General features: G+C 43.0%; 20 protein-coding genes and 2 pseudogenes. 18 read left to right on the top strand and 4 right to left on the bottom strand.

Features of this window, described 5'->3' with window-relative positions:
* Positions 1 to 3 precede the first annotated feature (3 nt).
* Entirely contained in the window at positions 4 to 1,419 is a 1,416-nt protein-coding gene (locus tag JCM16418_RS09520) for a deoxyguanosinetriphosphate triphosphohydrolase family protein (protein WP_036648098.1), read from the top strand.
* Positions 1,406 to 2,362, top strand: a complete 957-nt coding sequence (locus JCM16418_RS09525) for a TRM11 family SAM-dependent methyltransferase (RefSeq protein ID WP_052020170.1) — start codon at positions 1,406 to 1,408, stop codon at positions 2,360 to 2,362. Before JCM16418_RS09520 ends, JCM16418_RS09525 begins: the two co-directional genes overlap by 14 nt.
* A 103-nt stretch (positions 2,363 to 2,465) precedes the next feature.
* On the opposite strand, the gene JCM16418_RS09530 is transcribed toward JCM16418_RS09525, so the two are convergent.
* Entirely contained in the window at positions 2,466 to 3,437 is a 972-nt protein-coding gene (locus JCM16418_RS09530; RefSeq protein ID WP_036648101.1) for a D-2-hydroxyacid dehydrogenase, read from the bottom strand.
* 214 nt (positions 3,438 to 3,651) lie between these two features.
* Here JCM16418_RS09530 and JCM16418_RS09535 point away from each other — a divergent pair, with 214 nt between their 5' ends.
* The 4 genes from JCM16418_RS09535 to JCM16418_RS09550 all read left to right on the top strand — a co-directional run bounded on the left by JCM16418_RS09535 (position 3,652) and on the right by JCM16418_RS09550 (position 7,892).
* A complete protein-coding gene (locus JCM16418_RS09535) occupies positions 3,652 to 5,364 on the top strand; it encodes an ABC transporter ATP-binding protein (protein WP_036648390.1) in 1,713 nt (570 codons plus the stop codon).
* A gap of 181 nt (positions 5,365 to 5,545) precedes the next feature.
* A complete protein-coding gene (gene thpR, locus JCM16418_RS09540; RefSeq protein WP_036648104.1) occupies positions 5,546 to 6,181 on the top strand; it encodes an RNA 2',3'-cyclic phosphodiesterase in 636 nt (211 codons plus the stop codon).
* Between the two features lie 272 nt (positions 6,182 to 6,453).
* Positions 6,454 to 7,305 carry a cell wall hydrolase gene (locus JCM16418_RS09545; RefSeq protein WP_036648107.1) on the top strand — a complete coding sequence of 284 codons (852 nt, stop codon included), beginning with the start codon at positions 6,454 to 6,456 and terminating at the stop codon, positions 7,303 to 7,305.
* 59 nt (positions 7,306 to 7,364) lie between these two features.
* The gene (locus tag JCM16418_RS09550; protein WP_036648110.1) at positions 7,365 to 7,892 is read left to right on the top strand and encodes a hypothetical protein; all 528 of its coding nucleotides are present in this window, start codon (positions 7,365 to 7,367) and stop codon (positions 7,890 to 7,892) included.
* A gap of 182 nt (positions 7,893 to 8,074) precedes the next feature.
* Here the strand turns inward: JCM16418_RS09550 and JCM16418_RS09555 are convergent, their stop codons facing one another.
* Both JCM16418_RS09555 and JCM16418_RS09560 read right to left on the bottom strand, forming a co-directional pair.
* Entirely contained in the window at positions 8,075 to 8,446 is a 372-nt protein-coding gene (locus tag JCM16418_RS09555) for a hypothetical protein (RefSeq protein WP_036648111.1), read from the bottom strand.
* A 231-nt stretch (positions 8,447 to 8,677) separates the two neighbouring features.
* Positions 8,678 to 9,832, bottom strand: a complete 1,155-nt coding sequence (locus JCM16418_RS09560) for an MGDG synthase family glycosyltransferase (protein WP_052020171.1) — start codon at positions 9,830 to 9,832, stop codon at positions 8,678 to 8,680.
* A gap of 240 nt (positions 9,833 to 10,072) precedes the next feature.
* Here JCM16418_RS09560 and JCM16418_RS09565 point away from each other — a divergent pair, with 240 nt between their 5' ends.
* The 4 genes and pseudogenes from JCM16418_RS09565 to JCM16418_RS24920 all read left to right on the top strand — a co-directional run bounded on the left by JCM16418_RS09565 (position 10,073) and on the right by JCM16418_RS24920 (position 18,678).
* Entirely contained in the window at positions 10,073 to 10,657 is a 585-nt protein-coding gene (locus JCM16418_RS09565) for a TetR/AcrR family transcriptional regulator (protein WP_036648112.1), read from the top strand.
* A 187-nt stretch (positions 10,658 to 10,844) separates the two neighbouring features.
* Positions 10,845 to 13,193 carry a YhgE/Pip domain-containing protein gene (locus JCM16418_RS09570; protein ID WP_036648113.1) on the top strand — a complete coding sequence of 783 codons (2,349 nt, stop codon included), beginning with the start codon at positions 10,845 to 10,847 and terminating at the stop codon, positions 13,191 to 13,193.
* 422 nt (positions 13,194 to 13,615) lie between these two features.
* A pseudogene (gltB, locus tag JCM16418_RS09575) lies at positions 13,616 to 18,213 on the top strand (glutamate synthase large subunit).
* Positions 18,214 to 18,441: 228 nt separating this feature from the next.
* Positions 18,442 to 18,678, top strand: a complete 237-nt coding sequence (locus JCM16418_RS24920) for a hypothetical protein (RefSeq protein ID WP_158442423.1) — start codon at positions 18,442 to 18,444, stop codon at positions 18,676 to 18,678.
* Positions 18,679 to 18,782: 104 nt separating this feature from the next.
* Here the strand turns inward: JCM16418_RS24920 and JCM16418_RS09580 are convergent, their stop codons facing one another.
* A complete protein-coding gene (locus JCM16418_RS09580) occupies positions 18,783 to 19,151 on the bottom strand; it encodes a helix-turn-helix domain-containing protein (RefSeq protein ID WP_036648114.1) in 369 nt (122 codons plus the stop codon).
* 213 nt (positions 19,152 to 19,364) lie between these two features.
* On the opposite strand from JCM16418_RS09580, the gene JCM16418_RS09585 reads away from it, so the two are divergent.
* The 8 genes and pseudogenes from JCM16418_RS09585 (at position 19,365) to JCM16418_RS09620 (ending at position 26,295) form a co-directional block, all read left to right on the top strand.
* Positions 19,365 to 19,796 carry a hypothetical protein gene (locus JCM16418_RS09585; RefSeq protein WP_036648116.1) on the top strand — a complete coding sequence of 144 codons (432 nt, stop codon included), beginning with the start codon at positions 19,365 to 19,367 and terminating at the stop codon, positions 19,794 to 19,796.
* A 129-nt stretch (positions 19,797 to 19,925) separates the two neighbouring features.
* Positions 19,926 to 20,617 (top strand): annotated as a pseudogene (locus JCM16418_RS09590) (CpsD/CapB family tyrosine-protein kinase).
* 14 nt (positions 20,618 to 20,631) lie between these two features.
* Entirely contained in the window at positions 20,632 to 21,666 is a 1,035-nt protein-coding gene (locus JCM16418_RS09595) for a nucleotidyltransferase family protein (RefSeq protein WP_052020172.1), read from the top strand.
* A gap of 403 nt (positions 21,667 to 22,069) precedes the next feature.
* On the top strand, positions 22,070 to 22,867 hold the full coding sequence (locus JCM16418_RS09600; RefSeq protein WP_036648121.1) for a hypothetical protein: 798 nt from the start codon (positions 22,070 to 22,072) through the stop codon (positions 22,865 to 22,867).
* Positions 22,864 to 23,145: a PqqD family protein gene (locus JCM16418_RS09605; RefSeq protein ID WP_036648124.1), complete on the top strand. Its 282-nt coding sequence runs from the start codon at positions 22,864 to 22,866 to the stop codon at positions 23,143 to 23,145. Before JCM16418_RS09600 ends, JCM16418_RS09605 begins: the two co-directional genes overlap by 4 nt.
* Positions 23,138 to 23,575: a S24/S26 family peptidase gene (locus tag JCM16418_RS09610; RefSeq protein WP_036648127.1), complete on the top strand. Its 438-nt coding sequence runs from the start codon at positions 23,138 to 23,140 to the stop codon at positions 23,573 to 23,575. The genes JCM16418_RS09605 and JCM16418_RS09610 overlap by 8 nt, the downstream gene beginning before the upstream one ends.
* 21 nt (positions 23,576 to 23,596) lie before the next feature.
* Complete coding sequence (locus JCM16418_RS09615; RefSeq protein ID WP_052020173.1) at positions 23,597 to 25,804, top strand: ABC transporter ATP-binding protein; 2,208 nt, start codon at positions 23,597 to 23,599, stop codon at positions 25,802 to 25,804.
* Positions 25,801 to 26,295 (top strand): DUF1854 domain-containing protein, encoded by a 495-nt coding sequence (locus JCM16418_RS09620; RefSeq protein WP_052020174.1) that lies wholly within the window; start codon positions 25,801 to 25,803, stop codon positions 26,293 to 26,295. Before JCM16418_RS09615 ends, JCM16418_RS09620 begins: the two co-directional genes overlap by 4 nt.
* Positions 26,296 to 26,417 lie beyond the last annotated feature (122 nt).

Genomic DNA, 26,417 nt, shown 5'->3' on the forward strand with positions numbered 1-26,417 from the left:
GGAATGAACATCAATGATAAGAGAGAACATCGGCAGTACCCTGAACAAACCAGGGTAGATGCCTCAAGGGCTACATATGAACGGGATTATTCGCGACTGATACACTCACCTACATTTCGTCGGTTGCAGGGAAAGTCGCAAGTGTTCGGTGCCGGTACCGGAGATTATTATCGTACACGGCTTACGCATTCGCTAGAAGTAGCGCAGATTGCACGCGAAGCAGCTAGAAGTTTAATTCGCACGCATCCAGAAATTATTGTTGAACAGGCGAGCAACCCGGGGCTTGTGATTGACCCAGAGGTGGTTGAATGTGCTGCCATCGCCCATGACTTTGGTCATCCTCCGTTTGGACATAAGGGTGAAGAGGTGCTCGACGATATTCTGGATCAGTTAATTGAGACGAAAGCCAGAGAAATCCTTAAGGGTGGAGTGGGTGAAGTCACACCTCAAGTATTAGAAAAGGTATGGGGTGGCTTGAAGCAAAAGTACGAGCATTTTGAAGGCAACGCACATAACTTCCGTTTGATTATGTTTTTAGAGAAGCGGGAGAATATTGACGGTCTGAATCTATCAGATGCCGTATTGCTCGGGGTTAATAAATATCCTTTTCCCGGAACACAGAGCAAGAAGGGGCTATACCAGCATGAATGGAACTATATTTCGCAAATTCGTGATCGCTGGAACATTCCCGCAGGCAAGAAAACGTTAGAAGCTCAGCTTATGGATCTCTGCGATGATATTGCTTATTCTGCCCATGATCTTGAGGATGGGATCAAGGCGGGTAAGATTGAAGTCCATGAGCATTTCATGCATGATCCGCATAATATCAGTCATATTGTAGAGAAGATTACTACACTAGAAGACTCCTTCTGGGTAGGCTGGCAAGAAGAGCAGATTAAGGCTAAAGTCGAAAGCGTATTAGAATCCTTTTTACAGGTATGGAAGGAGAAGCTTCCTTCGTGTGAGCATGATTATTCTAGGACGAGACGAGAAGTTAAGGCGTTCTGGGTCAGCTTATTTGTAAGTCGGCTTGGCGTGATTGAGGATGGCGATTGGAAAAAGGTCACTTTTGTACGGGAAGGCTTGGAAGATCTGGATATGCTGCGCACGGTGAGTGTCCTAAAGAGCTTTGCATGGGTCACGATGATTCGTGACCTCAGAGTACAGCGTCTGCAAAAGCGAAGCGAGTGGATGATTCGTCGGCTCTGGCTTGCTTTTCAGGACCCGACCACTTCGAAATCGATTATTCCTTCGGATTGGCTCCGCCGTTTTGAGCGAGATCAAGCCAGCGCCCATCCGATGTGGACATGGGAGCATATGATTATTGATTATATTGCTGGTATGACCGATGCCTTTGCCGAGAAAATATATAATGAATTATATGGTCTGAAGGTTGGTTCAATCTATGACTTGGATTAATGACATTGGAAGAAATCAAACGAATCACATTTATGTCTATTCATTTCACGAGACAGAGCGAGATTTATGCCGGATGGAAATGAGATCTCTGTTCGGACAAGCTCCCTCTTCTGAGCATCTGATATATAGTGATCGGCAGGTCGATCCGGATCGGAGTCCCTTCCTATCCTTACGTATGGATGTGATTTACTCAGGCAGTACTGTTGATGAAATTGCCAAGCAGGCTGCATCGCAACAGTTACCTGAGGAAGCTACCTTCAAAGTGATGTATGTAAAGGCTGGAGACTCGTACTCTTATGACGAGCAAAGAGGGCTGGAGCGGTTAATTGGCAGCCGAATTCAAGGTAAGGCCGAAATGAAGCAACCGGATGTAACCTTGGGTTTACTGGCAGTGGATGGTCGGTGGATGTTCGGAAGCTGTGAGTTTCCTAAGCGAGATTGGCTGAAGCATAAGCATAAGCCGCAGAACTATTCGACAGGACTAAGTATTACGGTAGCTAGATCACTCCTTAATATAGCGGTACCTGATGCGCGAAACTGCAAGGTGATTGATCCTTGCTGCGGTATGGGCAATGTTCTGATTGAAGGACTGTCGATGGGGATGGATATTGTTGGCGGTGATTTAAACCCGCTTGCTGTTAAAGGAGCTAGAGTGAATCTCAAGCACTTTGGATATCCAGAGGTCGTTAGTCTTAAAGATATGAACGAGATAGAAGGCAGGTATGATGCCGCCATACTTGATATGCCATATAATCTTTGCTCGGTCATTTCGGGCGAGGATCAACATGAAATGCTAAGCAGCCTGAGAAGAATGACGAAGCGAGCAATGGTTGTGTCTACGCAGGATATTCATAATACGCTAGTGGAAGCAGGCTTCACGATTGTGGACGAGGGGAAGCTGGCAAAAGGAAACTTTGTGCGAAATCTATGGCTCTGTATATGAAAATACACTATGAAAATACACTATGAAATGAAACAGAGGATGAATGTTCATACACTGAACACTCATCCTCTGTTTTTATATTTTGTATTTAACGAATAATGATCTAATATTCCCGGCTATAATCAACTAAGTTACGAGGAAGCTGTTGATTGTTCACATAAGCTTGAAGATTCTGCACGAAAATATCGACAACACGCTCCGTATATCGGTCGGTGCTACCGGCAACATGCGGTGTAATTACGACTTGAGGCATCTTCCATAAAGGATGGTCTACGGGTAGCGGCTCCTCTTCAAACACATCTAGCCCGGCACAGCCGAGCTGACCTGTTTGTAGTGCTTCGAGCAATGAAGGTGTATCTACGGTTGGACCTCGTCCAACGTTAATGAAGCAAGCCCCTGGTTTCACTGCCCCGAAGGCTGAAGAATCAAATAGATGATGCGTCTCATCCGTCAGTGGTAAGATGCTTACGATATAGTCGCCATGGCTCAGTGCTTCATGGAGCCCATCCATCGTGTACATTTGATCCACATCGGGTAAGGCTTTACCCGAACGTCGCACGCCGATCACCTTCATGCCGAAGGCCTTAGCGAGCCGGGCCGTCTCACGTCCAATTTCGCCAACGCCTGCAATTACCAGCGTCTTGTCTCGTAGCTCCGTCAAGGTTAAGGCTCCAGCGGATGCAAGCTTTGGTTCCCACTTTCCTTCAGCTTGATTGCGGACGGCAACATGAAGCTGACGTGAGAAAGAGAGTAGCATAGCAAAAATACTTTCGGCTATAGGGATGGCATGTACGCCACTTGAATTCGTGAGTAGTGTTCCGCGTTGCTCTAGTCGCTTGAGGGGCAACGTATCGACTCCTGCGGACCATGTTTGGATCCATTTCAGTTTACTATTGGCCTCAAGTGCACTCTCTACGATATGCTTCGACCAGCCTACGATAATTTCAGCGTCGGATACTGTTTCGGATGATATGTCTGTGCTCTTGGCAACCGTTACGGTATAACCTGGGGCAACTTGTTCAATTTTTGCAATTTGGTCAGGGGTAAGTGTGTGTAAACAAATGATACGTTTCATTATGTTAGCCTCCTAAGCATGATGCTATCTATCATTAAGCATATCAGATTTATATGAGAATTCGAAGCGAGCAAATCCAAACCAATGTATTGTCGGATACACTACTCTTCCTATAAACTGGTATACATCTGATTAAACGAAGACGGAGGATTAGGAATATATGGGACAGGCACAAGGCATAGGTAGTACGAGTGAGCCCAGGCAAGGACCTGGATTGATTCGGAGATTTGTATCTTATTATAGGCCCCACCGCAAGCTGTTTATGGTTGATTTTGGTTGTGCGGTCATAGCTGGATTGTTAGAACTCGGATTTCCAATTTCGGTACAGTGGGTAGTCGATTCATTGCTTCCAGCGGGACATTGGGGAACGATTACGGCAGCAGGCTTTGGTTTGTTAGCACTGTATCTAGTATGTATGGGTTTACAGTTTATTGTCAGCTACTGGGGACATAAATTAGGCATTAACATTGAATCCGATATGAGGCAACAAGCTTTTAATCATGTGCAAAAGCTATCCTTTCGATATTTCGATAATACGAAGACAGGACATTTGATGTCTCGTATGACTAATGATTTGTTTGATATTGGAGAGATGGCGCATCATGGCCCAGAGGACATGTTTATTGCTGTGATGACTTTTGCAGGGGCATTTGGGATCATGTGGTCTGTGAACTGGCAGCTGGCGTTAATTACCTTTACGATTATGCCCTTCATTGTATGGTTGATCGTATTCTTCAATCAGAAGCTCAATCGTGCTGCATCGGAAATGTTCCGTAATATAGCCAATTTGAATTCGCGTGTTGAGGATAGTGTGTCTGGAATTCGTGTCGTTAAATCATTTAGTAATGAAGAGTTTGAAATTGAACGTTTTCGTGAAAATAACGCAGGCTTTCGTCGATCGAAGCTGCGCTCGTACTTAGCGATGTCCTTTAGTGTATCAGGAATGTACATGCTCACTCGGCTAATATCACTAGTCGTGCTTGTCTGCGGCGCATGGTTTGCTTATCAAGGTCAATTATCTTATGGCGAGCTGGTTGCCTTTCTATTGTATGTAAACATTTTTCTGAAGCCGATTGATAAAATTAATGCACTTATGGAAAGTTATCCTAAAGGAATGGCAGGCTTTAAACGCTTCTGTGAGCTGATGGATACGCAGCCTGATGTTAGGGACGAACCGGATGCAGTCGAAGTTGATCATCTTCGTGGTGACATTGAGTTCCGTAAGGTTTCTTTTGGTTATGAGAACCACTCCCGAATATTAAATGATATTAGCTTACAGATTAAAGCCGGAGAGACGATTGCCTTGGTAGGTCCTTCTGGAGCGGGTAAATCAACGCTATGTAGCTTGATTCCACGCTTTTATGATGTAGAAGAGGGAAGTATTACAATCGATGGTCTGGACATCCGTGAAATGAGCCAAGCCTCGCTTCGTTCACAAATTGGGATGGTTCAGCAGGATGTATTTCTTTTTAGTGGCACGATACGTGAAAATATTTCGTATGGTCGACTGGACGCAAGCGAAGCCGAGCTCATGAACGCAGTGCGTCAGGCACATTTAGAGGCTTTGATTGCTTCGCTGCCAGATGGTCTGGACACTGTCATTGGTGAGCGTGGTATGAAGCTGTCCGGAGGACAACGTCAACGGTTAGCAATTGCTCGTATGTTTTTGAAGAATCCGCCCATTCTAATACTAGATGAAGCAACCTCAGCGCTAGATACAGAAACAGAACGTATTATTCAGGAATCATTGGAAGAATTATCGATGAACCGGACGACTTTGATCATCGCGCATCGGCTGGCGACGATCCGAAATGCTGACCGGATTATGGTCGTGACAGAGGACGGTATTGCTGAACATGGAAATCATGATGAACTGCTTAAGCGTGGGGGAATGTATGCAAGACTCCATCAGGCGCAATTTTCCTAATAGGCAGGTAAATTCTGTGTTAGAATTTTTCTGTTATTAATGAAGCAAAAATTTCAAAATGTTTTTTTATTTCAAACCGGTCAATGGAATTGGCCGGTTTTTATTATTCTTATTTAGCGTATAATAACTAGACAAAGTTAGATATACACCTATTTATGTAGATAAAATTGGAGGATTTGTCATGTGTGAGGAAGGAAGAAACGGAAATGATTCTCAGCCACTCCGCGTGTTCGTGGCCATTCGCGTACCAGCATGGATACAACAACAGCTCCATGAGTGGAAGATTCAACATGAAGATCAATTTCCTTTTAAAAAATGGACATTTATAGAAGATTATCATATAACTTTGCAGTTTTTAGGAGATGTAGAGCCTAAACTCATTCCTGATATCATCCAGTCATTGAGCAAAGTTGCTAATGAATTTAAATCTTTTACATTGCAATTGGGGGATTGGGGAACCTTCGGATTACCTGAATCTCCGCGGGTTCTTTGGGCGGGTTTGAAGGGGAGTGACACCAATCATGCACTTTTTATTTTACAGCAAATGGTCACCTCGGCGACACATGCACTTGGATTTGTTACCGAAAATAGACCATATCACCCACATATTACAATTTCCCGTAAATACAAGGGAAATGATCCATTTTCAGACATGGACAGAAAGGCTGTTCTACAAATAGATCATCGTGGTGAAAAAGCGCGACCGGAAGCGCTTTGGACTGTAAACGAATTTGTACTATTTACCACTCGTTTGCACGTTCAGCCAATGTATGAGATACTAAAGGCCTTCCATTTGGGAGGCAAGAAACTAGATTAAATCAGAAGTAATAAGAACTAGGCTCATAGATTCACAGATTATTTTATTGAATTTTTTTACACATATCATATAGCATTCCCTCTTAGCATTATCCTTTGAACAGAAATACTGTACTGTGAATAGAAAATATTTTTATTAGAGATTTACCTGATGTATAGCTGTTTTTTGTTCTTCGGATATTGCAAAATGCCTGAAAATATTTCCATGGTTATTCAAAACCTGTATTTTCGGTTACATAAGAAGGGAATGTGCCGGAATATAGGAGGAGTAATATGTACACTCTAAGACAAAACCGCTGGATGGCGCTGCTTATCGGAGTGCTGCTAGTGTGTTTCTCTGCGGTATGCCTGCTTTTGCAGAACGAGCAGTCACAAAAAGTGCAATATAGCAACGAGATGGACAAGCTAGTGGCCGCAAAGCAGACGACGGATTCTTTCGGTTCCGTAAATACTGCTCATAAGAAGCTTCAGAAACAGAGTCAAATCTCTGCGAAGAATTCATTACAACTTGTAGATGGTAAGAAATTGAATTCGTGGAAGATCGTTCAGTATCCTGTTGTTATTAAACAGTTACCTGCTTCAAATAGTGGACAGGTTCTACATCAGCTGAAGCCTAAAGCTGCTCAAGCTTCTCAAGCTGGTAAGGTGAAACCTGCAATTAATTATAATCCGAAGCTTAATTCCCCCAAAATTTTATATTTCAGCCGGACCCGGCTGCTAAGTCCTTCTGATAAGTCTCAGTCGACGAAGCAATACACGGTATCCGCTGATGATGTGCTTCTACTTCGCAAAATTGTGATGGCGGAAGCCGAAGGTGAACCGTACCAAGGCAAAGTGGCAGTTGCCAATGTAGTCTTGAACCGGCTGCGGTCAGCCAATTTTCCCGATACTATTAAAGGTGTAATTTTTCAAAAGTTCCAGTTCAGTCCTGTGGCTAACGGGCGGTTTAAACGCGTCCATCCAAATCAGGATTCCATTCATGCTGTCAATGAAGCACTGAACGGCATCAAATCGGTATCCGATGATACCTACTATTTCTTGTCTCTTACTCTTGCAGATGATCTGACAGTGCACAATACTCGTACGTATGCCAAGACGATTGGTCATCATACATTCTATAAATAATCGTACGAATAGCATGGCAATAAGAAGCTGGAACCACCGGGCGAGCAAAGGCATATATTATGATGCATAAGCCTATGGGAAAGGCGGAAGGTCTAGTGATATATTCTCATAAGGACAACGGACAGTGGTCGTTATCGTCAGCGGATGTACAGCATGCTATTCAAGAAGAATATCGGTCTATTCTGTGGTGTCAGCGATTAGGTCAATTGGCTCCACCAGATCATAGGCCAGATTATAACCGGATTGTAGAAGAGGATCGAAGGGGAAGACTCGCTGATCTAACGCGTTTGTATTACAATCTTACGGGATGTTATCCTGTATTTAACAAGGTTGAGCTTCCGGGAGATTATCTGTCGGGACTGAGAACAGCATTAGATCATGCACTATGTTCAGCTGGGAACTATAATCGATTATTGTTCGTTTCTGTGGATCAGCTGATGCAGAAAGTGATGTTCTGCGGCATGACAAGTGAAATGCGATGGGCAACTCGTCTTCAGTTTTTGTATACTAATTTTGTATGCGAGAACGGTTCAATGTCAAAGAACAAAAGTATGATCGGCATTATTAAGAAAAAAGCTTCCACCTGATATGAACTGTACCCTATAGAATAGACTTTTTGAGAAAGTCTATTCTATAGGGTACTTTTATTTATATACAAAAAAATGTCGGAGTGAACATAAGATGACCAAACGAAGAAAAATCTGATGTAGACCAAACATTTCGGTAGTTGATTATTTCTGATAAATCATTCCTTAGACAGTCATTTTAATTATGGCATCTTATTATTCAACTCGGTCTGAATGTATTGATAGACTTCTTCACTAATTCTCGCATCAAGATGTTGTTCAAACATTTTGATGTCAAGGAATTCACCGTTTTCATATTCATATCTGAATATAGATATTCCAGACCCAATATCCTTCGTGTTCCCTAATGTATTTATAACTTTTCTGTACGTCATATCCTTTGTTAGTTGAGTCAGTTGAGACGATGTTATTTTTCTTATCTCATTTGTTATTCCTAGAATTTTATTATTATTTTCTTTACCCGCATTTGACTGACTGGAATTGTTAGAGCATCCAATGATCGCCGACATTAAAGTAACAGAAGCTAAAATAAATGCCTTTTTCCGGATATGCATTACACGACCCCTTCCTATTTGTTTCACGACTAGAAGCTCAAAATCGATTATTACAGGCGGAGAATGAACTTTTAAAAAAGCTCGATTTCCTCGTAAGTTAAAACGCACGGTACTTAAAAAAGCTACCCCCTGTAAAATACAGACAGCAGCGTCTTGAAGTTGCCTAGCTTTTTTTTGAAATTTCCTTTTACAAAGGGTACATTTTGATATAGGTGGAAGCTTTTTCGTATGCTATGGGATGCTTGTGAATCTGCTAGATTCAGTGTTTTCTTCATTTAGTAGATCTAATACTTTTTGAGCACACTCACTAGATTGGGTATGGGATGCGGAGCGCGCGAGGAAACGATCCCTTTGAAGTACTAGGCTGTCGTATTCATGAACAAGCTTATGATGCCATTTATCCATGACTCGATAAGAGATATTCTCCGCATATCCTTGTTTCACAAAGTAATGACTGTTTTCTTCTTCTTGGCCTGGTATGGCTTCATAGAACAACATCGGTATCCCTTTTGCTGACGCTTCGGTGCAGGTCATCCCACCAGGTTTCGTAATGAGAAGATCCGCTATATCCATTAGTTTATTGATATGTTTGGTGTAGCCGAGGATATGAATATTCTCATGGTGTAAACTAGCAGTATCCTTCATTTTATCTAATAACTTATGATTGCTCCCCGTGCAAAAGACGAGTTGTATGTGGTCGGCCCATGAGGTCAGTTGTAATAAAATCTCCTTGTTAAAAGAAACTCCCCATCCGCCACTCATAATAAGCACAGTAGGCATTCGATGTAGCCCCATTTCATTGCAGAGCTTATCCCTATTCCCAGTCTCCCAGAAATTCGGGTGAATGGGTATTCCAGTGACGTGAACATCAGCTGTAGGGACACCGCGGCGAACAAGCAGTTCTTTTACTCTAGGGATCGAGACTAGATACTGATTAACCTCTTCATTAACCCACGTACCATGAACATCATAATCGGTAATCAGCGTAATCAAAGGGACGCTTACCCCATGGCGCTTCAGACGAGACACCACAGCATTGGGAAAGGGATGCGTACAGATGATTAGATCAGGCTTTAATTGAGTGACGACTTGAGCAGCTTGTTTATAAAAAATACGATGAAGAGCGAGTCGTGTCAGCGGGTTCAATGATTTATCGTATTTGTTACGGTATAACATACCTAACAGCTTAGGACTGCGTGTTACCGTTCTACGGTATGCAGATAAAATTAAAGGGCCAACCTTTGGATTCAAAAAGTTTCCTAGCTCAATCACACGACACTGCAGATGAAGGTCAATACGCTTCATTCCTGCGGCCAAAGCATAGGCAGCTTGGGTATGACCCGTGCCGAATCCTTCAGACAGCAGCAGCACTCTCTTTTTACGCAAAAGGGTTCACCTACTTTTCCTTCCTCTATCTTACAAAAAAGGAATGATTATTTCCATATGAATTGAATGGATAGCTCAACTTGCCACGAATATATTCACAAATGTTAAACAAAAGCTTGCTTATCAGATACATTCATGTTAAATTTATGTTGACCATATGACTGATTATGAAATTCGGTCATTTACTAGAAGCGTAAGAATACACGTTATCTATTATATATGAAGAAAGGTGGGATAGGTATGCCTGTGGTAGATCGTCGCAAACAGGTGCTAAATGCTGCGGCGCGCTCTTTCGCGTTATTTGGCTATAAGGCAACGACGATGGATCAGGTAGCGAAAATTGCGAATGTAGGCAAAGGTACCATTTATACGTTTTTCTCAAATAAAGAACAATTGTTTGATGAAATCGTACATATTGTCATTCTGGATATGAAGAGGATTGCGGATACAGAAATCAGGCGTGATGAAATATTTTTTGATAATTTATATCGTGTGATGGACTGCTTGCTGGATTTCCGCAAAGAACATGAACTTTTTATAAAGTTATCCCAAGAGGTGCGAGACTTCGGAACACCCCAAGCTCAAGAAGGTCTGAGCAAACTGGAGAATGTGATACTCGATTATGTGGAGAAGGAAGTTACGCATGCTTTAGATAAGGGAGAGATTAAGAGCTGTGAACCTAAAGTTGTATCTGTTGTGATGCTAAGATTGTATATCGCATTGACCTCTGATTTTAATAAAAAGCATGAGCCTTTGAGCAAAGAGGAAATTAAACATTATATTCGTTTGTTCTTAGCAGAAGGTCTTTCGGCAAATGCACAATGACAAGCGCATAAGATTGATATCGGCTTCCGGTACATAGAGCTGGCAGAAATGCTGGCCGATGTGAGAGGGATTTTTTTTAACTCTTAAATTGACCGTTTGATTAATTTAGTCATTAAGTTCTTGAAGCGGTAATATTGGCATTTTAGTTAAGACAGAGAAAAGTAATATATAAGGAGAGAAGTATGATATGAAGTCTTTATCTGTGTTTTTTAAAGATATGGCTGCTACTGCTCGAAACAAGAAGCTGTTGATTTCAATGATAGCTGTCTTATTTATTCCCGTGATGTACAGTGGTCTATTTTTAACGGCATTCTGGGATCCATACGGTAAAATGAGTGAGTTGCCAGTAGCGGTAGTCAATAGTGATGAAGGAGCCCAGTATAGTGGGAAAACCTTAGAAGTAGGTAATGACCTTGTAACAGAACTTAAGAAGAGCGACGATTTCCAGTGGGAATTCGTAAGTCGTGCGGAAGCGGACAAAGGGACAGCAGACAATCATTATTATATGACAATCGTCATTCCAAAAGATTTCTCTTCAAAAGCAACAACCGTTCTGGATGAGAAACCTCAACCGTCTGAAATAATATTCGAGCCAAATGAAGGCTATAATTTCTTGGCATCGCAAATTGGTGGAACCGCAGTTAAACAGATTAAAGCTCAGGTTTCTGCGAAAGTAACGGAAGCTTACGCTAACACTTTATTTGAACAAATCGAAACCGTATCTGGTGGATTGAAGGATGCAGGGGACGGTGCAACTGAAATTAAGGATGGCGTCGTGAAGCTTGATGATGGAGCCATTAAGCTCAAAGACAATCTGGGTAAACTCGTCGAAGGAACCGTTAGGCTGAAGGAAGGTATTCAGCCCCTTTCTAAGGGAGCCGGAGATTTACAGCAGGGTGCGAGCAAGTTAGCAGATGGATCATCGACGCTTGTTGGTGGTCTTACACAGCTAGAGGCTGCGCACAAGCAGCTTGAAGAGGGTGCTTCGAAATCACATGCAGGTTCGACTCAATTGAAAAATGGACTTGTGGCATCTGAAGCGGGAAGTGCGAAACTGAGTGCTGGTTTAAAAACTGCTGTGGATGGTAGTAACAAATTGCAAACAGGTCTGAAGTCGACACTAGAAGGCAGCGATAAGCTGCAAACTGGCTTGAAGTCTTCTGAAGCTGGCAGTGCCAAGCTAGAACAAAGTCTTAAAGTTTCAGAGCAAGGCAGCGCTCAAGTGGCAGCTGGAGCTCAAAGTGTAGCTCAAGGCTTAAAGCAGTTGACGGAAGGAAGCCCTGAGCTTGCGAACAATCCAGCAGTGCAGAAGCTGTTAGCAGCAAGTCAGGCTGTAGCTAAAGGTAGTGAGGAGCTTCATCAAGGACAGCAGCAGCTGTCCACAGGAGCGACTCAGCTTCATCAGGCACAGCAGCAGTTATCAGGTGGTTCAGCACAGCTTCATCAAGGTGTGCAGCAACTATCCAGCGGAGCGATGCAATTGGGCAAAGGCGCTAAGCAGCTTACGCAAGGAGCAGATGAACTTCACAAAGGTCAGCAAAGCCTCGTGAAGGGTGCAACTCAGCTTGATGCAGGCCAAGCGAAGCTTGCTGATGGCTTGAAGTTATTTGGTACGAAGCTGTCGGAAGCAACAGCGGGTACGAAGCAACTTGCAGCAGGAGCAATTCAGCTCGCTTCAGGTTCGGAGAAGCTGAAGGGTGGCATGAGTCAGCTTGGTGGTGGCGTAGATACCATTGCTGATGGTTCCAAACAGCTCAATACGGGTGCAGGTCAGCTTGAAGAGGGGCTAAGTAAGCTTACAAGTGGATCGGGCGAACTGGCCTCGAAGCTAAATGAAGTAGCACAGAAAACTGCTGCGGTAAAGGCTACTGATGCGAATGTAAATATGTTTGCAGAGCCCGTGCAAATTCAGGAACATAAAATTAACAAGGTTCCGAACTATGGTACTGGTTTTTCACCTTACTTCTTATCTCTAGGATTATTCGTAGGGGCATTAATTTCAACTATTGTTATTCCGATTCGTGATACTTCTGTACTTGGAGCTTCTGGATTCAATCGTTTTATCAGCCGTACATTCTCATTTGCACTCATGAGTGTAATCCAAACACTTCTTGCAGGTGTAGTTCTCCTGTACGGGTTAAAGCTAGAAGTGCAGAGCGTATCCTTATTCTATCTATTCTCATTCATCACGAGCTTAACATTCATGTTTATGATTCAGGCTATTGTGACTTGGCTTGACCAGCCAGGACGATTTGTAATCATTATACTGTTGATATTCCAACTGACAACAAGTGCAGGCACGTTCCCACTGGAATTGATTCCAGGATGGATGAAAGTGTTGAATCCTTTACTGCCTATGACGTACTCTGTTGCTGGTTATAAAGCAGTAATCTCGACTGGAGATTTCACATTTATGTGGAAGCAGGCCGGGGTACTGGGTGCCGTGGGCATCGTATTCCTAGCGTCGACACTAGTGTACTTCTTAATGAAATCGCATAAAAGTACTTTGGAACAAAGCAATACGGTAAGTGCATAGGTTGAATGAATAAAAAAGACATTCCGAACATTCGGGATGTCTTTTCTTTTAAACATGAATTGAATGGGAATATAAGGGCGGCAGGTTGGTGTATGATTATTCGTTTTATAGTGTTTTTATTCTAAATACTTTAGTGCTTTGATGCAAAACATTTCTTATCGGTTTCATAAAAAGTTTAAATTGCGCACAAGTTGGAGCGATGTTAAAATAATAACACCAATTCATATTGAATAAATATCGATATTTTAAAGTTAACCCATTCCCCTGATCAACGAGGCATTTCCCTCTGTTGTGACATACCCCATTCCCCTGTGATCGTGAAAATGTTCCATGAACAAATGTCGCTAGATTCTTAGGTTTATTTGCTGACAATTGTTTTAAGTTTATCTATTTTAATCTTATACAAAGAAAGGTTGCTTTCCATGAAACATACGGAATTTCCCGTTAAACAGGGACTTTATGATCCGCAGTTTGAGAAGGATGCCTGCGGCATGGGGTTTGTTGCTCATATTAAAGGTCGTTCTTCCCACCAGATTGTAAGCCAAGCGCTGACAATGCTCGAGAATATGGAGCATCGTGGCGGTCAAGGAAGCGAGCCCAATTCCGGTGACGGAGCCGGTATTATGCTACAAATTCCTCACCGATTCTTCTCTACTGAAGCAGACAGATTAGGCTTTTCATTGCCGGAACAAGGCAAGTATGGTGTCGGTATGCTCTTCCTCTCCCATGATGAATCCGTTCGTAATGCCCATGAGAACCGTCTGAAAGAAATTATTGCGGAAGAAGGACAACAATTCCTCGGTTTCCGTGATGTGCCAACATATGATGAAATGTTGGGTAAGTCAGCCAAAGCTGCTAAGCCATATGTGCGTCAGGTATTTATTGGATGCAGCAGTGATGTACAAGATGATCTTCATTTTGAACGTAAGCTGTATATTATTCGTAGACGTGTCGAAATGGATATCCGTTATGGAGGAACACCAGAAGGGGATTCGTTCTATATATCTAGCCTTTCATGCCGCAAAATCGTTTATAAAGGCATGTTGACTACTGTTCAGGTTGGACAATTCTATCTCGATTTACAAAACGAAGCAATGGAAACTGCGATTGCGCTCGTGCATTCACGGTTTAGTACGAATACATTCCCAAGCTGGGAACGTGCTCACCCCTACCGCTTTATGATTCATAACGGTGAGATTAATACATTACGCGGTAACGTGAACTGGATGCATGCGCGCCAGTCGCTTTTTGAGAGCGAAGTATTTGGAGAAGATCTGGGCAAGGTCAAACCGGTGATTAATCCAGACGGCTCGGATACAGCCATGTTTGATAATACATTTGAGTTTCTGTATTTGAGCGGACGTTCATTGCCTCATGTGGCTATGATGATGGTACCTGAGCCATGGAATAACCATGAAAGCATGGACCCAACTAAAAAGGCTTTCTATGAATATCATAGTACATTGATGGAGCCATGGGACGGACCTGCTGCGATGGCCTTCACGGACGGCATACAAATTGGGGCTATCCTCGATAGAAATGGTCTACGTCCTGCCCGTTATTTCGTAACGAAGGATGATTTAATTGTATTGTCTTCGGAAGCAGGCGTGCTAGATATTGCTCCGGAAGATATTTTGTATAAGGATCGCTTACGTCCAGGACGGATGCTACTTGTGGATACACGTGAAGGACGCATCATTTCGGATGAAGAGGTAAAGGCACAAATTGCCTCAGAACAGCCTTATCAGAACTGGCTTGATGAGCACTTAATCAATCTGGATGAGCTTCCTGATGCCACAGAGCTTCCTGAACCAAAGCATGATAATGTACAACAGCTTCAACTATCATTCGGCTATACATTCGAAGAACTGCGTAAGGTGCTTGAACCGATGGCATCGACGGGTATGGAAGCCCTAGCTTCGATGGGTTATGATGCTCCGCTCGCCGTTTTATCCGATCAGCCACAACGTTTATATAACTATTTCAAACAAATGTTTGCTCAGGTTACAAATCCTCCAATCGATGCGATTCGTGAAGAGATCATTACTTCTACCGGAACAACGATTGGACCAGAGCGTAATCTACTGAATCCAGAACCAGAGAGTTGTCGTCAAATTCGCCTGGATACACCCGTGCTGTCGAATGAGGATTTTGCGAAAATCCGTCATGTGCACCGTCCTGGCTTTAAGTCGATGACGATCCCAATCTTCTTTACAGCTGCAGATGGGGCAGAGGGACTGCGCCAGGCGTTGGACGTTTTATGCGAGGCTGCGGATCGCGTTATTTCCAAAGGTCATAACATTCTAATTTTGTCTGACCGTGGTGTTGATAAAGACAATGCTGCCATTCCAGCACTGCTTGCCGTATCCTGCTTGCACCATCATCTTATTCGTCAAGGAACACGTACGAAAGTAAGTATTTTGCTCGAATCCGGAGAACCGCGTGAGGTGCATCATTATGCGCTATTACTAGGCTACGGCGTTAGTGCCGTGAATCCATATCTGGCATTTGAAACGTTGGATGATATGATTCAGCAAGGTCTGCTCCGTGGGGTTTCCCATGAGAAGGCTGTGAAGAATTACATTAAAGCGGCTACGAAGAGCGTTGTTAAAATATTGTCTAAAATGGGTATATCCACGATTCAATCATACCGTGGCGCGCAAATTTTTGAAGCTGTGGGACTGCGAGAAGATTTCGTCGAGCAGTACTTTACACGTACACCGTCTCGTATTGGTGGCATCGGTTTGGAAGAGATTGCGGCTGAGGCACTTTCTCAGCATCATCGTGCCTTCACGGATAAGGATGGGAACGATAAAGTTCTCGATTCTGGCGGCGATTATCAGTGGCGCAAAGACGGAGAAGAGCATCTGTTCAATCCGCAGACGATCCATTTGTTACAGCAAGCCGTTCGCAGTGGTGATTACAAGGTATATAAGAAGTACTCGAAGCTGGTACAAGGTGAGAATGAACAACGTTTGACGATCCGTTCATTGCTTAAGCTAAAACCTGTAGGTACTTCCATTCCTTTGGATGAAGTTGAATCACTAGAATCCATCATGAAGCGTTTCAAGACGGGTGCGATGTCCTTCGGATCCATCAGTAAAGAAGCACATGAGAGTCTGGCCATTGCAATGAACCGCATTGGTGGGAAGAGCAATACCGGTGAAGGCGGAGAGGACCCAGCACGCTACATTCCAGATGCTAATGGCGATTCACGTCGTAGTGCAATTAAGCAGGTAGCTTCTGGACGGTTTGGCGTTACTTCGAATTATCTGGTGAATGCTGATGAAATTCAGATTAAGATGGCGCAGGGAGCGAAGCCTGGCGAAGGCGGACAGTTGCCTGGTCGTAAAGTTTACCCATGGGTCGCAGAAGTTCGTGGATCTACACCTGGTGTAGGCCTGATCTCACCACCACCGCATCATGATATTTATTCGATTGAGGATCTAGCAGAGCTCATTTATGATCTGAAGAACTCTAATCCACGCGCGAATATTAATGTGAAGCTCGTGTCTGAGGTTGGTGTAGGTACAATTGCAGCAGGTGTTGCCAAAGGACGCGCAGATATTATCCTTGTGAGTGGCTATGACGGCGGAACGGGCGCTTCACCGCAAGGCTCTATCCGTCACGCAGGACTTCCTTGGGAACTGGGTCTGGCTGAAACACATCAGACGCTGATACTTAATAACCTACGAGACCGAGTAGTATTAGAAACAGACGGCAAAATGCTGAATGGCCGCGACTTGGCTGTGGCAGCATTGCTAGGTGCCGAGGAATATGGCTTCTCAACGGCTCCACTTATCGCACTCGGCTGTATCATGATGCGTGTTTGCCAGATGGATACTTGCCCTGTTGGGGTTGCAACTCAGAACCCTGAACTGCGGAAGAACTTCATGGGTGATCCGGTTCATGTTGTAAACTTTATGACATTTGTTGGATCGGAATTACGTGAAATCATGGCTGAGCTTGGTTTCCGTACGATCCAAGAAATGATTGGTCGCACAGACTGCTAGATGCAGGCGAAGCAGATCAGCATTGGAAGAAGAAAGGCATTGATCTGTCAGTGCTTCTTCATTCACCGGAACTGCCAGAAGGTAGCACACGTTACCAAACCAAGACTCAGAATCATGGTCTTGAAGAAACACTAGATATGCGTTACCTGCTTGATTTGGCAGCGCCAGCTCTAGCTACAGGTATTTCTGTTCAAGGCATGTTGCCGATCACCAACGTAGATCGTGCAGTGGGTACGATTCTGGGTAGTGAAGTGACACGTAAATACGGTGCAGTTGGATTGCCTGAAGATACGATCCAGTTCAACTTTACTGGAACGGCGGGTCAGAGCTTCGGAGCGTTCGTACCGAAGGGTATGACATTGTCAGTTGTCGGCGATGCCAATGACTACATTGGTAAAGGCTTATCTGGAGGCAAGCTAATTGTGAAGCCTTCACCGAAGTCTACTTTTAAAGCTGAAGAGAATATTATTGTCGGAAACACTGCTTTTTACGGAGCTACAAGTGGTGAGGCATATGTACGCGGTATAGCAGGCGAACGATTTGCTGTACGTAACTCAGGAGCAAATGTTGTTGTTGAAGGTGTGGGTGACCATGGTTGTGAATATATGACAGGCGGACGCGTTGTTGTATTGGGCGACACAGGACGGAACTTCGCAGCAGGTATGTCTGGTGGTATTTCATACGTATATGATCCGCAAGGGACATTTATCAATCGTTGCAATCTCGAGATGGTTCTTCTGGAACGGGTAGAAGATCTGGAAGAAGCGAATGAACTGAAGGCATTGATTCATCAACATGCATATTACACGGATAGTGCTGTTGCTCTGAAGGTATTGGATCAATGGGATGTAGCACTGGATCAATTTGTTCGTGTCATTCCTAAGGATTACAAACGGATGACGCAGCATATTCGCAAAGTTCATGATCGTGGTTTAACGGGAGAGGCTGCATTACTAGCTGCCTTTGAAGCTAACATGCGTGAACTAGCCAGAACGGGCAGTCATTGATATAATTTGTAATTTTTTCAGAGTTATTTTCACAATAATGCATAATAAATCAGTAGGGCTTACGATTCAGGCTTCCTTTTCGGGACATGAATCGTAAGCCCATTTTTTTCGACAAAAATAGAACTGAATTTCTGGCGAATTTATTCCATCAGACGACAACATCTGGGACAAGTACACTTTATACTATGATAGACGAAGGGAGTCGCTTGCTTCATTCTACTGCAATCGTTGTTATATACCTGTAAGCACAGCAAGACTAGCCGTCCAGAGAAAGATCAATTAATCTCATTGAATATGAGTGGAGCGAGGGTATCATCGATGAATGACAAGAACCAAATCGGTACCGAGGCCCGGTCCAATCGAGAGAAACCGGAGCAGATTAAACTGGATATTGAGAAAGTGCTGGAGCAATGCGGAATAGATCCTAACAGATGGCAGGCATATGTAAACTGTATAAAAAATTAATAATCTAGATAAGGTAAATCTCCTTATTCAGTACGTAAAAAAACCTCAGCAGCCAAAGATATTTCTTTGGTTACTGAGGTTTCTTTCTATTCTTTTTCGCTAAACTATTCCATCGACCTTTCCATTCGCACAAAGGCAATGAAACGACGAGCTTCTTCTTCGGATAAGCTGCGTCCATCCACAGTAAGGTTGAAACGCTCAAGTAAATCTCGATCGGATAGTTCTAGCTTATCTACGAACTCACGAACTTCTGAATCCATTTCAGTCTTGGGATGGTTGGTACGTCCAATAATATAATCTATGGATACACCGAATGTATCGGCTAATTTCGTAAGGATTTCAAAGTCTGGCTTACGGCGATTCTTCTCATAATGAGAGAGGGACGCGCGTGTAGTTCCAATGCTCTGAGCTAACTCCTCTTGTGTCCAGCCGCGCTGATCTCTTAATTCTGCGATACGGTTTCCGTTATTCATGAATGATCCTCCTCCGATGGCCTAGGGAATGCCCGAATAGATACAAAATTGTCGCAAAAAAAAGGCGAAGTGGAAAAATGTATTGACTAGATACAATATGTATCGTACATTGAATAATGTAAATGATACCATTTGTAACAAATATTGAAACTTTAAGTATCATTAGCATTATTTGTTGTTTCATTATTTATATACATAAGGTAGGCAAAAATTATGAATATGTTAATGACGCATGGAATTCAATTGCATACTCAAATGTCGATTGAGCGAATTGGTGATGATCTCATCCACTTGAATCGGACAAGGCCCGTTATTTTATGGGACATTGAACCGAACATGTTAGTATTCTTTAGCGATCTTCATCTTCCTCTTATTCCTGAATTACAGCTGGGATTCGATATTTCCTATCAGAAAATTCAAGTACTTAAGACCTCGGGTAGGTTGATATGGAAAGAGAGCTGCATGTCAGTTAAAGCCTACCAATATGGAGTATTACTCGATACGGAATGTAAGGAGCGTCTAAATAACGCACGATATGTTAACCGTATGGCCTGGGGAGAGCGGGTTCGCATTCAGACATATGATTTCTTGGGGAGCCTGATTTCTGAATATCCGCCAGGTCAACATTATGATGTTAGCACGTAAAAAGGTCAAGTTGTCTTTTATAAATAGATAAGGTCATTTTACTATATTTATCAAAGTGCTGCATAGTGGTTTATCTGAAAATTAAGATTCATAACTTATCGAAAATTTGGATTGGAGTTGGAGTGAACTATGGAAAGAACATCAAATCGAAATCTGCTCGTGACCGCAGCGAATCCCAAATCACCTGCGTCTGAGGGATACCGTGCACTTCGTACCAATATTCAGTTCTCCACACTCGACAAGCATATTCGTACCATAATGATTGCCTCGGCTCAAATGAACGAAGGTAAAACGACAACCGTTAGTAATCTTGCGGTAACCTATGCGCAGGAAGGTAAGAAGGTCGTGGTCATTGATGCTGATTTACATAAACCTTCATTGCATCATGTTTTTATTCAGCCCAATCATGTTGGTTTAACGAGTTTGTTATCGGGACAGCAACAATTGGAGGATGTGCTTTGCAAAACTGCAATTGATAATCTGTCGCTTATCACTTCAGGTCCCATTCCACCTAACCCTTCTGAATTGCTTGGGTCCAAATATATGTCTGAACTTTTGAAACAGCTTAAAGATGAATTTGATGTCATTCTATTCGATAGCTCACCCATTCTAGCTGTTACGGATGCACTGATTGTTAGTGCATATTGCGATGGTGTCGTGCTTGTCGTACATGGTGGCAAGGTTAAAAAAGGGGCAGTTCAAAAAGCTAAAGCTCAGCTTGAACATGCAAGGTGCGGGTGCTTGGTGTCGTTCTAAATAATATTAAAATTCGTGGTAGCGAGGCAGGATACTTGTATTACAGCGGCAACCAATCTTATTAAATGGGGGATCATCCGTGAATTCAACCATTTCATTTATTTCGGCTTTATATCAAGGGACCCATCCAGGCTCTTTGTCTAATGAGATATACGTCCAAATTTATGACGATCTGGTATGGTTTGGTGTTGAGCCACAAATCTATGAAATGCTTGGCAGGCAGCAGCTATTTAATGCGGTACCTGAATGGTTTGCTAGTCGTTTGAGAGGTCATATAGATACGGTTGCTTTTCAAAACATGTTAATTCGCAGTGAACAGAACACCATATTAAGAACGTTAGATGATGAAGGTGTGGGTGTTATTCCGCTTAAGGGAATACGGTTTGCTGAAAAGTATTTCGGGAAAATATCTGCTAGAGCTACTACAGATATAGATCTATTAGTACATAAGAAAGATTTAGATAAAGCAAAGATAGCCCTGCAAAGGCTAGGATTTAAACGCCAAATTGGGGATGACAGTCATTTTCATGCCGAATTCACCAAGCTTTATGAACGTGGTGGAATTCCAGACTTAACGGCTGAGATACACTGGAATATTGTTAGAGAGACTGGATCGGAGACAGACTGTGATCGTTTATGGGAGCAGTCAATCCTGATGGAGTCTTATCATAGTATAAGGGAATTATCTGTACAGCATACGTTTTATCACATCTGTTTACATGGGATAAATCATCATATGATGTCACTGAAATATTTTATAGATATTATGCATCTCATTCACTACTCCGGAGACCTCATTAGTTACGAGGACATGCTCATTCAAGCCAGAGCTGACCAGAATTTTTCTAAAATATTGATAGCGCTTTCACTTGTTTACCACGTGTTCCCTCATCTTCACCATATAAAAACTCTTCCACAGCATAAAAAGTATCCACTTTGGTCACTAAAGAAAGCTCGGATGGCTATGAACGGTAAGAAGGGAATCAGCTATGCTGTATTCCGTTTGGTGTCTACTTTTGCTGTCTATGATACTTGGAAACATCGGGGCTCGCAGTACGCGTTTATGTTCTGGGGATTACCGATCCTATGGCTGCGTAAAAGCAAAGCATCGTAGATGGTTGTATGATATTAAACTCGTTGAATGGATACTAGCGTATCAATTTAAAAGAAAAACTTAATTCGTTGAATTGATACTAGCGTATCAAATCAAAAGAGAAAACACTAATTCGTTGAATTGATACTAGCGTATCAATTTAAAAGAGAAACTCTAATTCGTTGAATTGATACTAGCGTATCTTTTCATATATGTAAATTTATAAGAAGGGGGGGGTATCTATGAAAACTTATGAAGCTCCTAAAGTACTGGTGCATCAAAGTGTTGAATTCGGTACGCAACGTCCTAGTCGTCATCATCATCGTGGTTTGAGTGATGATGAAGAATAAGAAGTAATACAGCATGCTTCTACCGCTAGCTGTAACATCTGATTTTATTATGATGATAAACGAGGTTGAAGAGAATGGACCAATTATTAACGCTAGTAGGCAAGTCCCCTATTTCGTTTCAGATTGAAACGCCACGTCTAAAGGCGTTTATTTGCAGCAGATTTCGAGTAATGGATGATCAGGAAGCTGATGAATCCATATCTGCTGATATCCATGTGCAAATATTCGACCATTATGGTACTGCGTTTGATGATGGACCGGTTACGATCACGGAAACCGAACATGAGGTGACGTTCAGTCGCTGCGATTATAAGCTGGTTACTTCTCTAGATTACAGCTTAGCGGAAATGTATGTGTATGATGAGTTTGCACTCAAGCATGCTTTAATTAATCTGTACAGCTCATGGCTGATTTACCGTAAGCGAGGGCTATTAATCCACTCGTCCTGTGTTGTGCAGGACGAGAAGGCCTTCATGTTCGCGGGCCCATCTGGAGCTGGTAAATCAACTGTGGCTGCTTTGTCCTTACCACGTCCAGTATTATCAGATGAGGCAACTTTTCTGTATGTAGAGGACGATGGAAAAGTCATGGTGTATGATTCTCCATTCCGTAGTGACATGGAGGATCCCTGTGTATTAATGAGATCACCGCTTTCAGGGGTGCATTTTATCATCCAGTCCATGGAAGTGAAACGTACCCCTGTTCGAAGCGGGGATGGATTTATTGAACTTCTGGATAAAGTGTTTTATTGGCGCCATAACGATCTTGAAACGCTAAAGATGATTTCCTTGTGTAAGCAGATTGCTGAGCAGGTGCCTTTATACCACCTTTATTTTCAAAAAAATGATACCTTTTGGGAGCGAATCTCATGAGCAAAATAATATCGAGTGCTGTATTAAGAAGACAGGATAAAGTTGAAACTGAACAGATTGAAGGGGAGTGGATTCTGCTTGATCTGTCTACCCATTCGGTTACGAAGCTGAATGAACTTGGAGGCATGATCTGGTCTCTAATTCCAGAGTGTCAGACGATAGAAGAAATCGTAAACCGAATCCAATCAGAGTATCAGATTGAGCATCATATTGTCGATCAGGATGTCCGTCTATTTATTGGAGACTTAATGTCGGCAGGCTTAGTAAGCTATGCATGATCAAGCAGCTGCGGTGTCCGGATGGATTAGCCGGCGCGGTAGTATTGAGCTTCCCTCTTATGGTACGAGTATGTTTCCACTCATTGTAGAAGGAGATATCAGCGAATTCATGCCTGTGGATAGTCACAACATACGTGTTGGACAGGTGTATTTGTTCGTGAGTAACGAGGGGCTGCTAGTAGGGCATCGGCTGCTGCATGTGATCCAAGAAGAACATGAAAATCAATATATATTTAAAGGTGATACAAATATTTTTCCTGATACTGCTGTTAGTTTAGATCAAATTCTAGGCGAATGGACGAGTGTCCAAAGAAAACAGCGACGCAGACCTCGCGATCATTGGCAACTGCGGCTTTTGTCTTGGCTTGCGCTGCATATTCACGAGTGGCCTAAACTCATGCGTTGGTATATTTCAGTGAAAAAGTTGTAATTGCCGGACGGAAGGTTAGACATGGGAATACATAAAGAAAGAAATTCTAATGTTTCCGGTGTGGCAGGTTCTGAATGGCTCGTGTTAACCGCCGATGTAAATCAGCAGTTAATATTTGAGTTACTTCAGCTGCGTGTGTGTGATTCCAAGATTGGAATTTATGATTCGGCAGGACGGGTGCAGCGTAGTTATGCAAGGCAAGATATCCAGTCTTTGCTTCTTCGTGAAGCCGTAGGCGGCGGATCACTACATGTGACAACGAATTCACAAACAATAGAAATAGCGAGATTCACCACCCCTCATATGGAAGCTTATCGCAAAGCAATGCCGGAACTAGAGCATTGGATTCATTCTACTTGGCTAACGGATTGGGATCAACCGAGCCACGATGCAGATGAAGATAAATGCCCTAAATGCGGTAAAGTTGCACGGCTTGGAGTCTTACCATGTACTCATGGTAAAGGCAAATATACGGTACTACAGCACATGTCCCGTTATTTCAAGCCATATCGTCATCTAATGTTGTATATGGCAGGGCTTCTTATTCTATCTGTCCTTTTTGATATGGTTCCCCCCTATATGACCAAAATGATTATTGATGATATTGCCACACCAGCAGGCAATCATAAGGTACTACTATGGCTCATTTCAGGTCTAGCGGTAGCACAAATTGTAGCAACGGGGCTCCAGATGTCTCGGGGCTATTTAGGCATTCGGATGGGAGGCAAGCTGACAGGGGACATACGCAGAGATATGTTTCATGCCTTAATGGATCAGTCCATCCGCTTCTTCGATAAACGTCAGGTATCCCAGTTTATTGGCAGAATTCATCATGATACGGATGAGGTGAAGCATTTCTTAACAGATGGATTGATTCAGTTATTAACGCAGCTGCTGACGGCTGTTTTTATACTGGCGATGTTATTTCATTTGAACTGGAAGCTAACGGCAATTATTTTGACTCCAGTGCCTGTATTAATGCTAGGCATGCTTTGGCTGTGGCCTAAAGTAAGAACATTGTGGTATGCCCAGTGGCAGTCTTCCATCATCATTCAGAATGTAATCGGCGAAGCGCTGCAAGGAATCCGTGTCATTAAGGCGTTTGCACAGGAGAAAACGGAGAAAACGAGATTTAATATAGCCAATGACAAGATGGTCCAGCGAACGGTATCCATTCAAAGTATGTGGCTGGCTATGACTCCGCTGTTCTCACTGTTCACCTCGCTTTGTGGCATTCTCATCTGGTATTTAGGAGGACGGACTGTATTGTCTGGTGAGATGACTATTGGAACACTTAGCGCTTATACCGCTTATTTAATGATGTTCTTTGGGCCGGTAAAATGGTTCGCGCAGTCGATCAGCTGGGTTAACGATGCGATGGGAGCTTCAGAGCGCATCATGGAGGTGATTCTGGCACCTGTTGAAATTAAAGATCTACCGGATGCACAGCCATTGAAGATGCCAGAAGGTGAAATTCGCTTTGAGGACATCAGCTATGGTTATGAGAAAGATCGTCAGATTCTACATGATATTCAATGTACGATTGCACCTGGGGAAATGGTGGGATTAGTCGGTCATTCGGGTGCAGGTAAATCTACGCTTATCCATTTATTATGTCGTTTCTATGATCCGGATGCGGGCCAGATTCTATTGGATGGTCAAGATATTAGGCAAATTAGGCAGGAGGATCTTCGGAAGCATATAGGTGTTGTGCTACAGGAAACCTTTTTATTTGACGGAAGCATTGCTCAAAATATCGCCTATGGCTGTCCTGATGCATCGGCAGAGCAAATTATTGAGGCCGCTGTTATTGCGAACGCTCATGATTTTATCTGTCGCTTACCCGATAGCTATGATACGAAAGTGGGGGAGCGCGGGCACCGTTTATCTGGTGGCGAGAAGCAGCGAGTTGCCATCGCTAGAGCAGTGCTACTCAATCCGCGTATTCTAATTCTAGATGAAGCTACTGCCTCAGTAGATACACAGACGGAGGCCTTAATTCAGGAGGCATTGAATCGCTTAATTAAAGGTCGAACAACGATCGCAATCGCTCATCGACTATCAACCCTTCGCAGTGCAGACAGGCTTATCGTCATGGAGCGTGGACGTATTGTAGAAACAGGCAGCCATTTCGAGCTGTTACAACGTCGAGGACTATATCATAAATTAGTCGAATCTCAGAAACAGAAGCAGGATCAGGATCAGTCCGTGGAGGTGCACATCGGATGAATTCTTTACCCCCCAATAGACATAAGTCAGGGAAAATACTTCTGTTACGAAATAGAGAGGGAATACTTGAGGCTGAGGCAGCAGATTATAGTCACGGACCCGTACAACTAATTTGTACCTTTCCCTTCTCTTATCCAGAGCAGTTTATTTCTGTACGTACCTCTGATGGAGAGGAGATTGCTCTTCTACCTAATCTATTATCGCTAGATAGTTTTAGCCAAATCGAAGCTAGGCTAGAGTTAGATCGGCGTTATATGATCCCACGCATTTCTAGAATCATATCCATTCGACGTAAGAAGAATCAATGGATCTGGATCGTGAATACCACATATGGTGATGTCACATTTTGGATGGATCATTTGCATGAAAATGTAAGCGAAATTAATGAATGCTGCTTTATTGTGACTGACCGGGAAGGAAGACGCTATGAAATCCCGGATATAGGTACGCTTGACCCCCATAGCCGAAGTGAATGGAATAAGGTGAAATAGTATAAAATTCGCCAATCATTCGCTAAGGAGTGGGGTTTTTCTTTAATTAAGGAAAAACTTCGCAAAAAATATTTCATCAAGCCTAGTCCTAGGTATAGCGCTTTCAATGTAACAAAGTGACG

Origin of the sequence: Paenibacillus pini JCM 16418 (genome assembly GCF_000576305.1) — a bacterium.
GTDB lineage: Bacteria > Bacillota > Bacilli > Paenibacillales > Paenibacillaceae > Paenibacillus_AQ > Paenibacillus_AQ pini.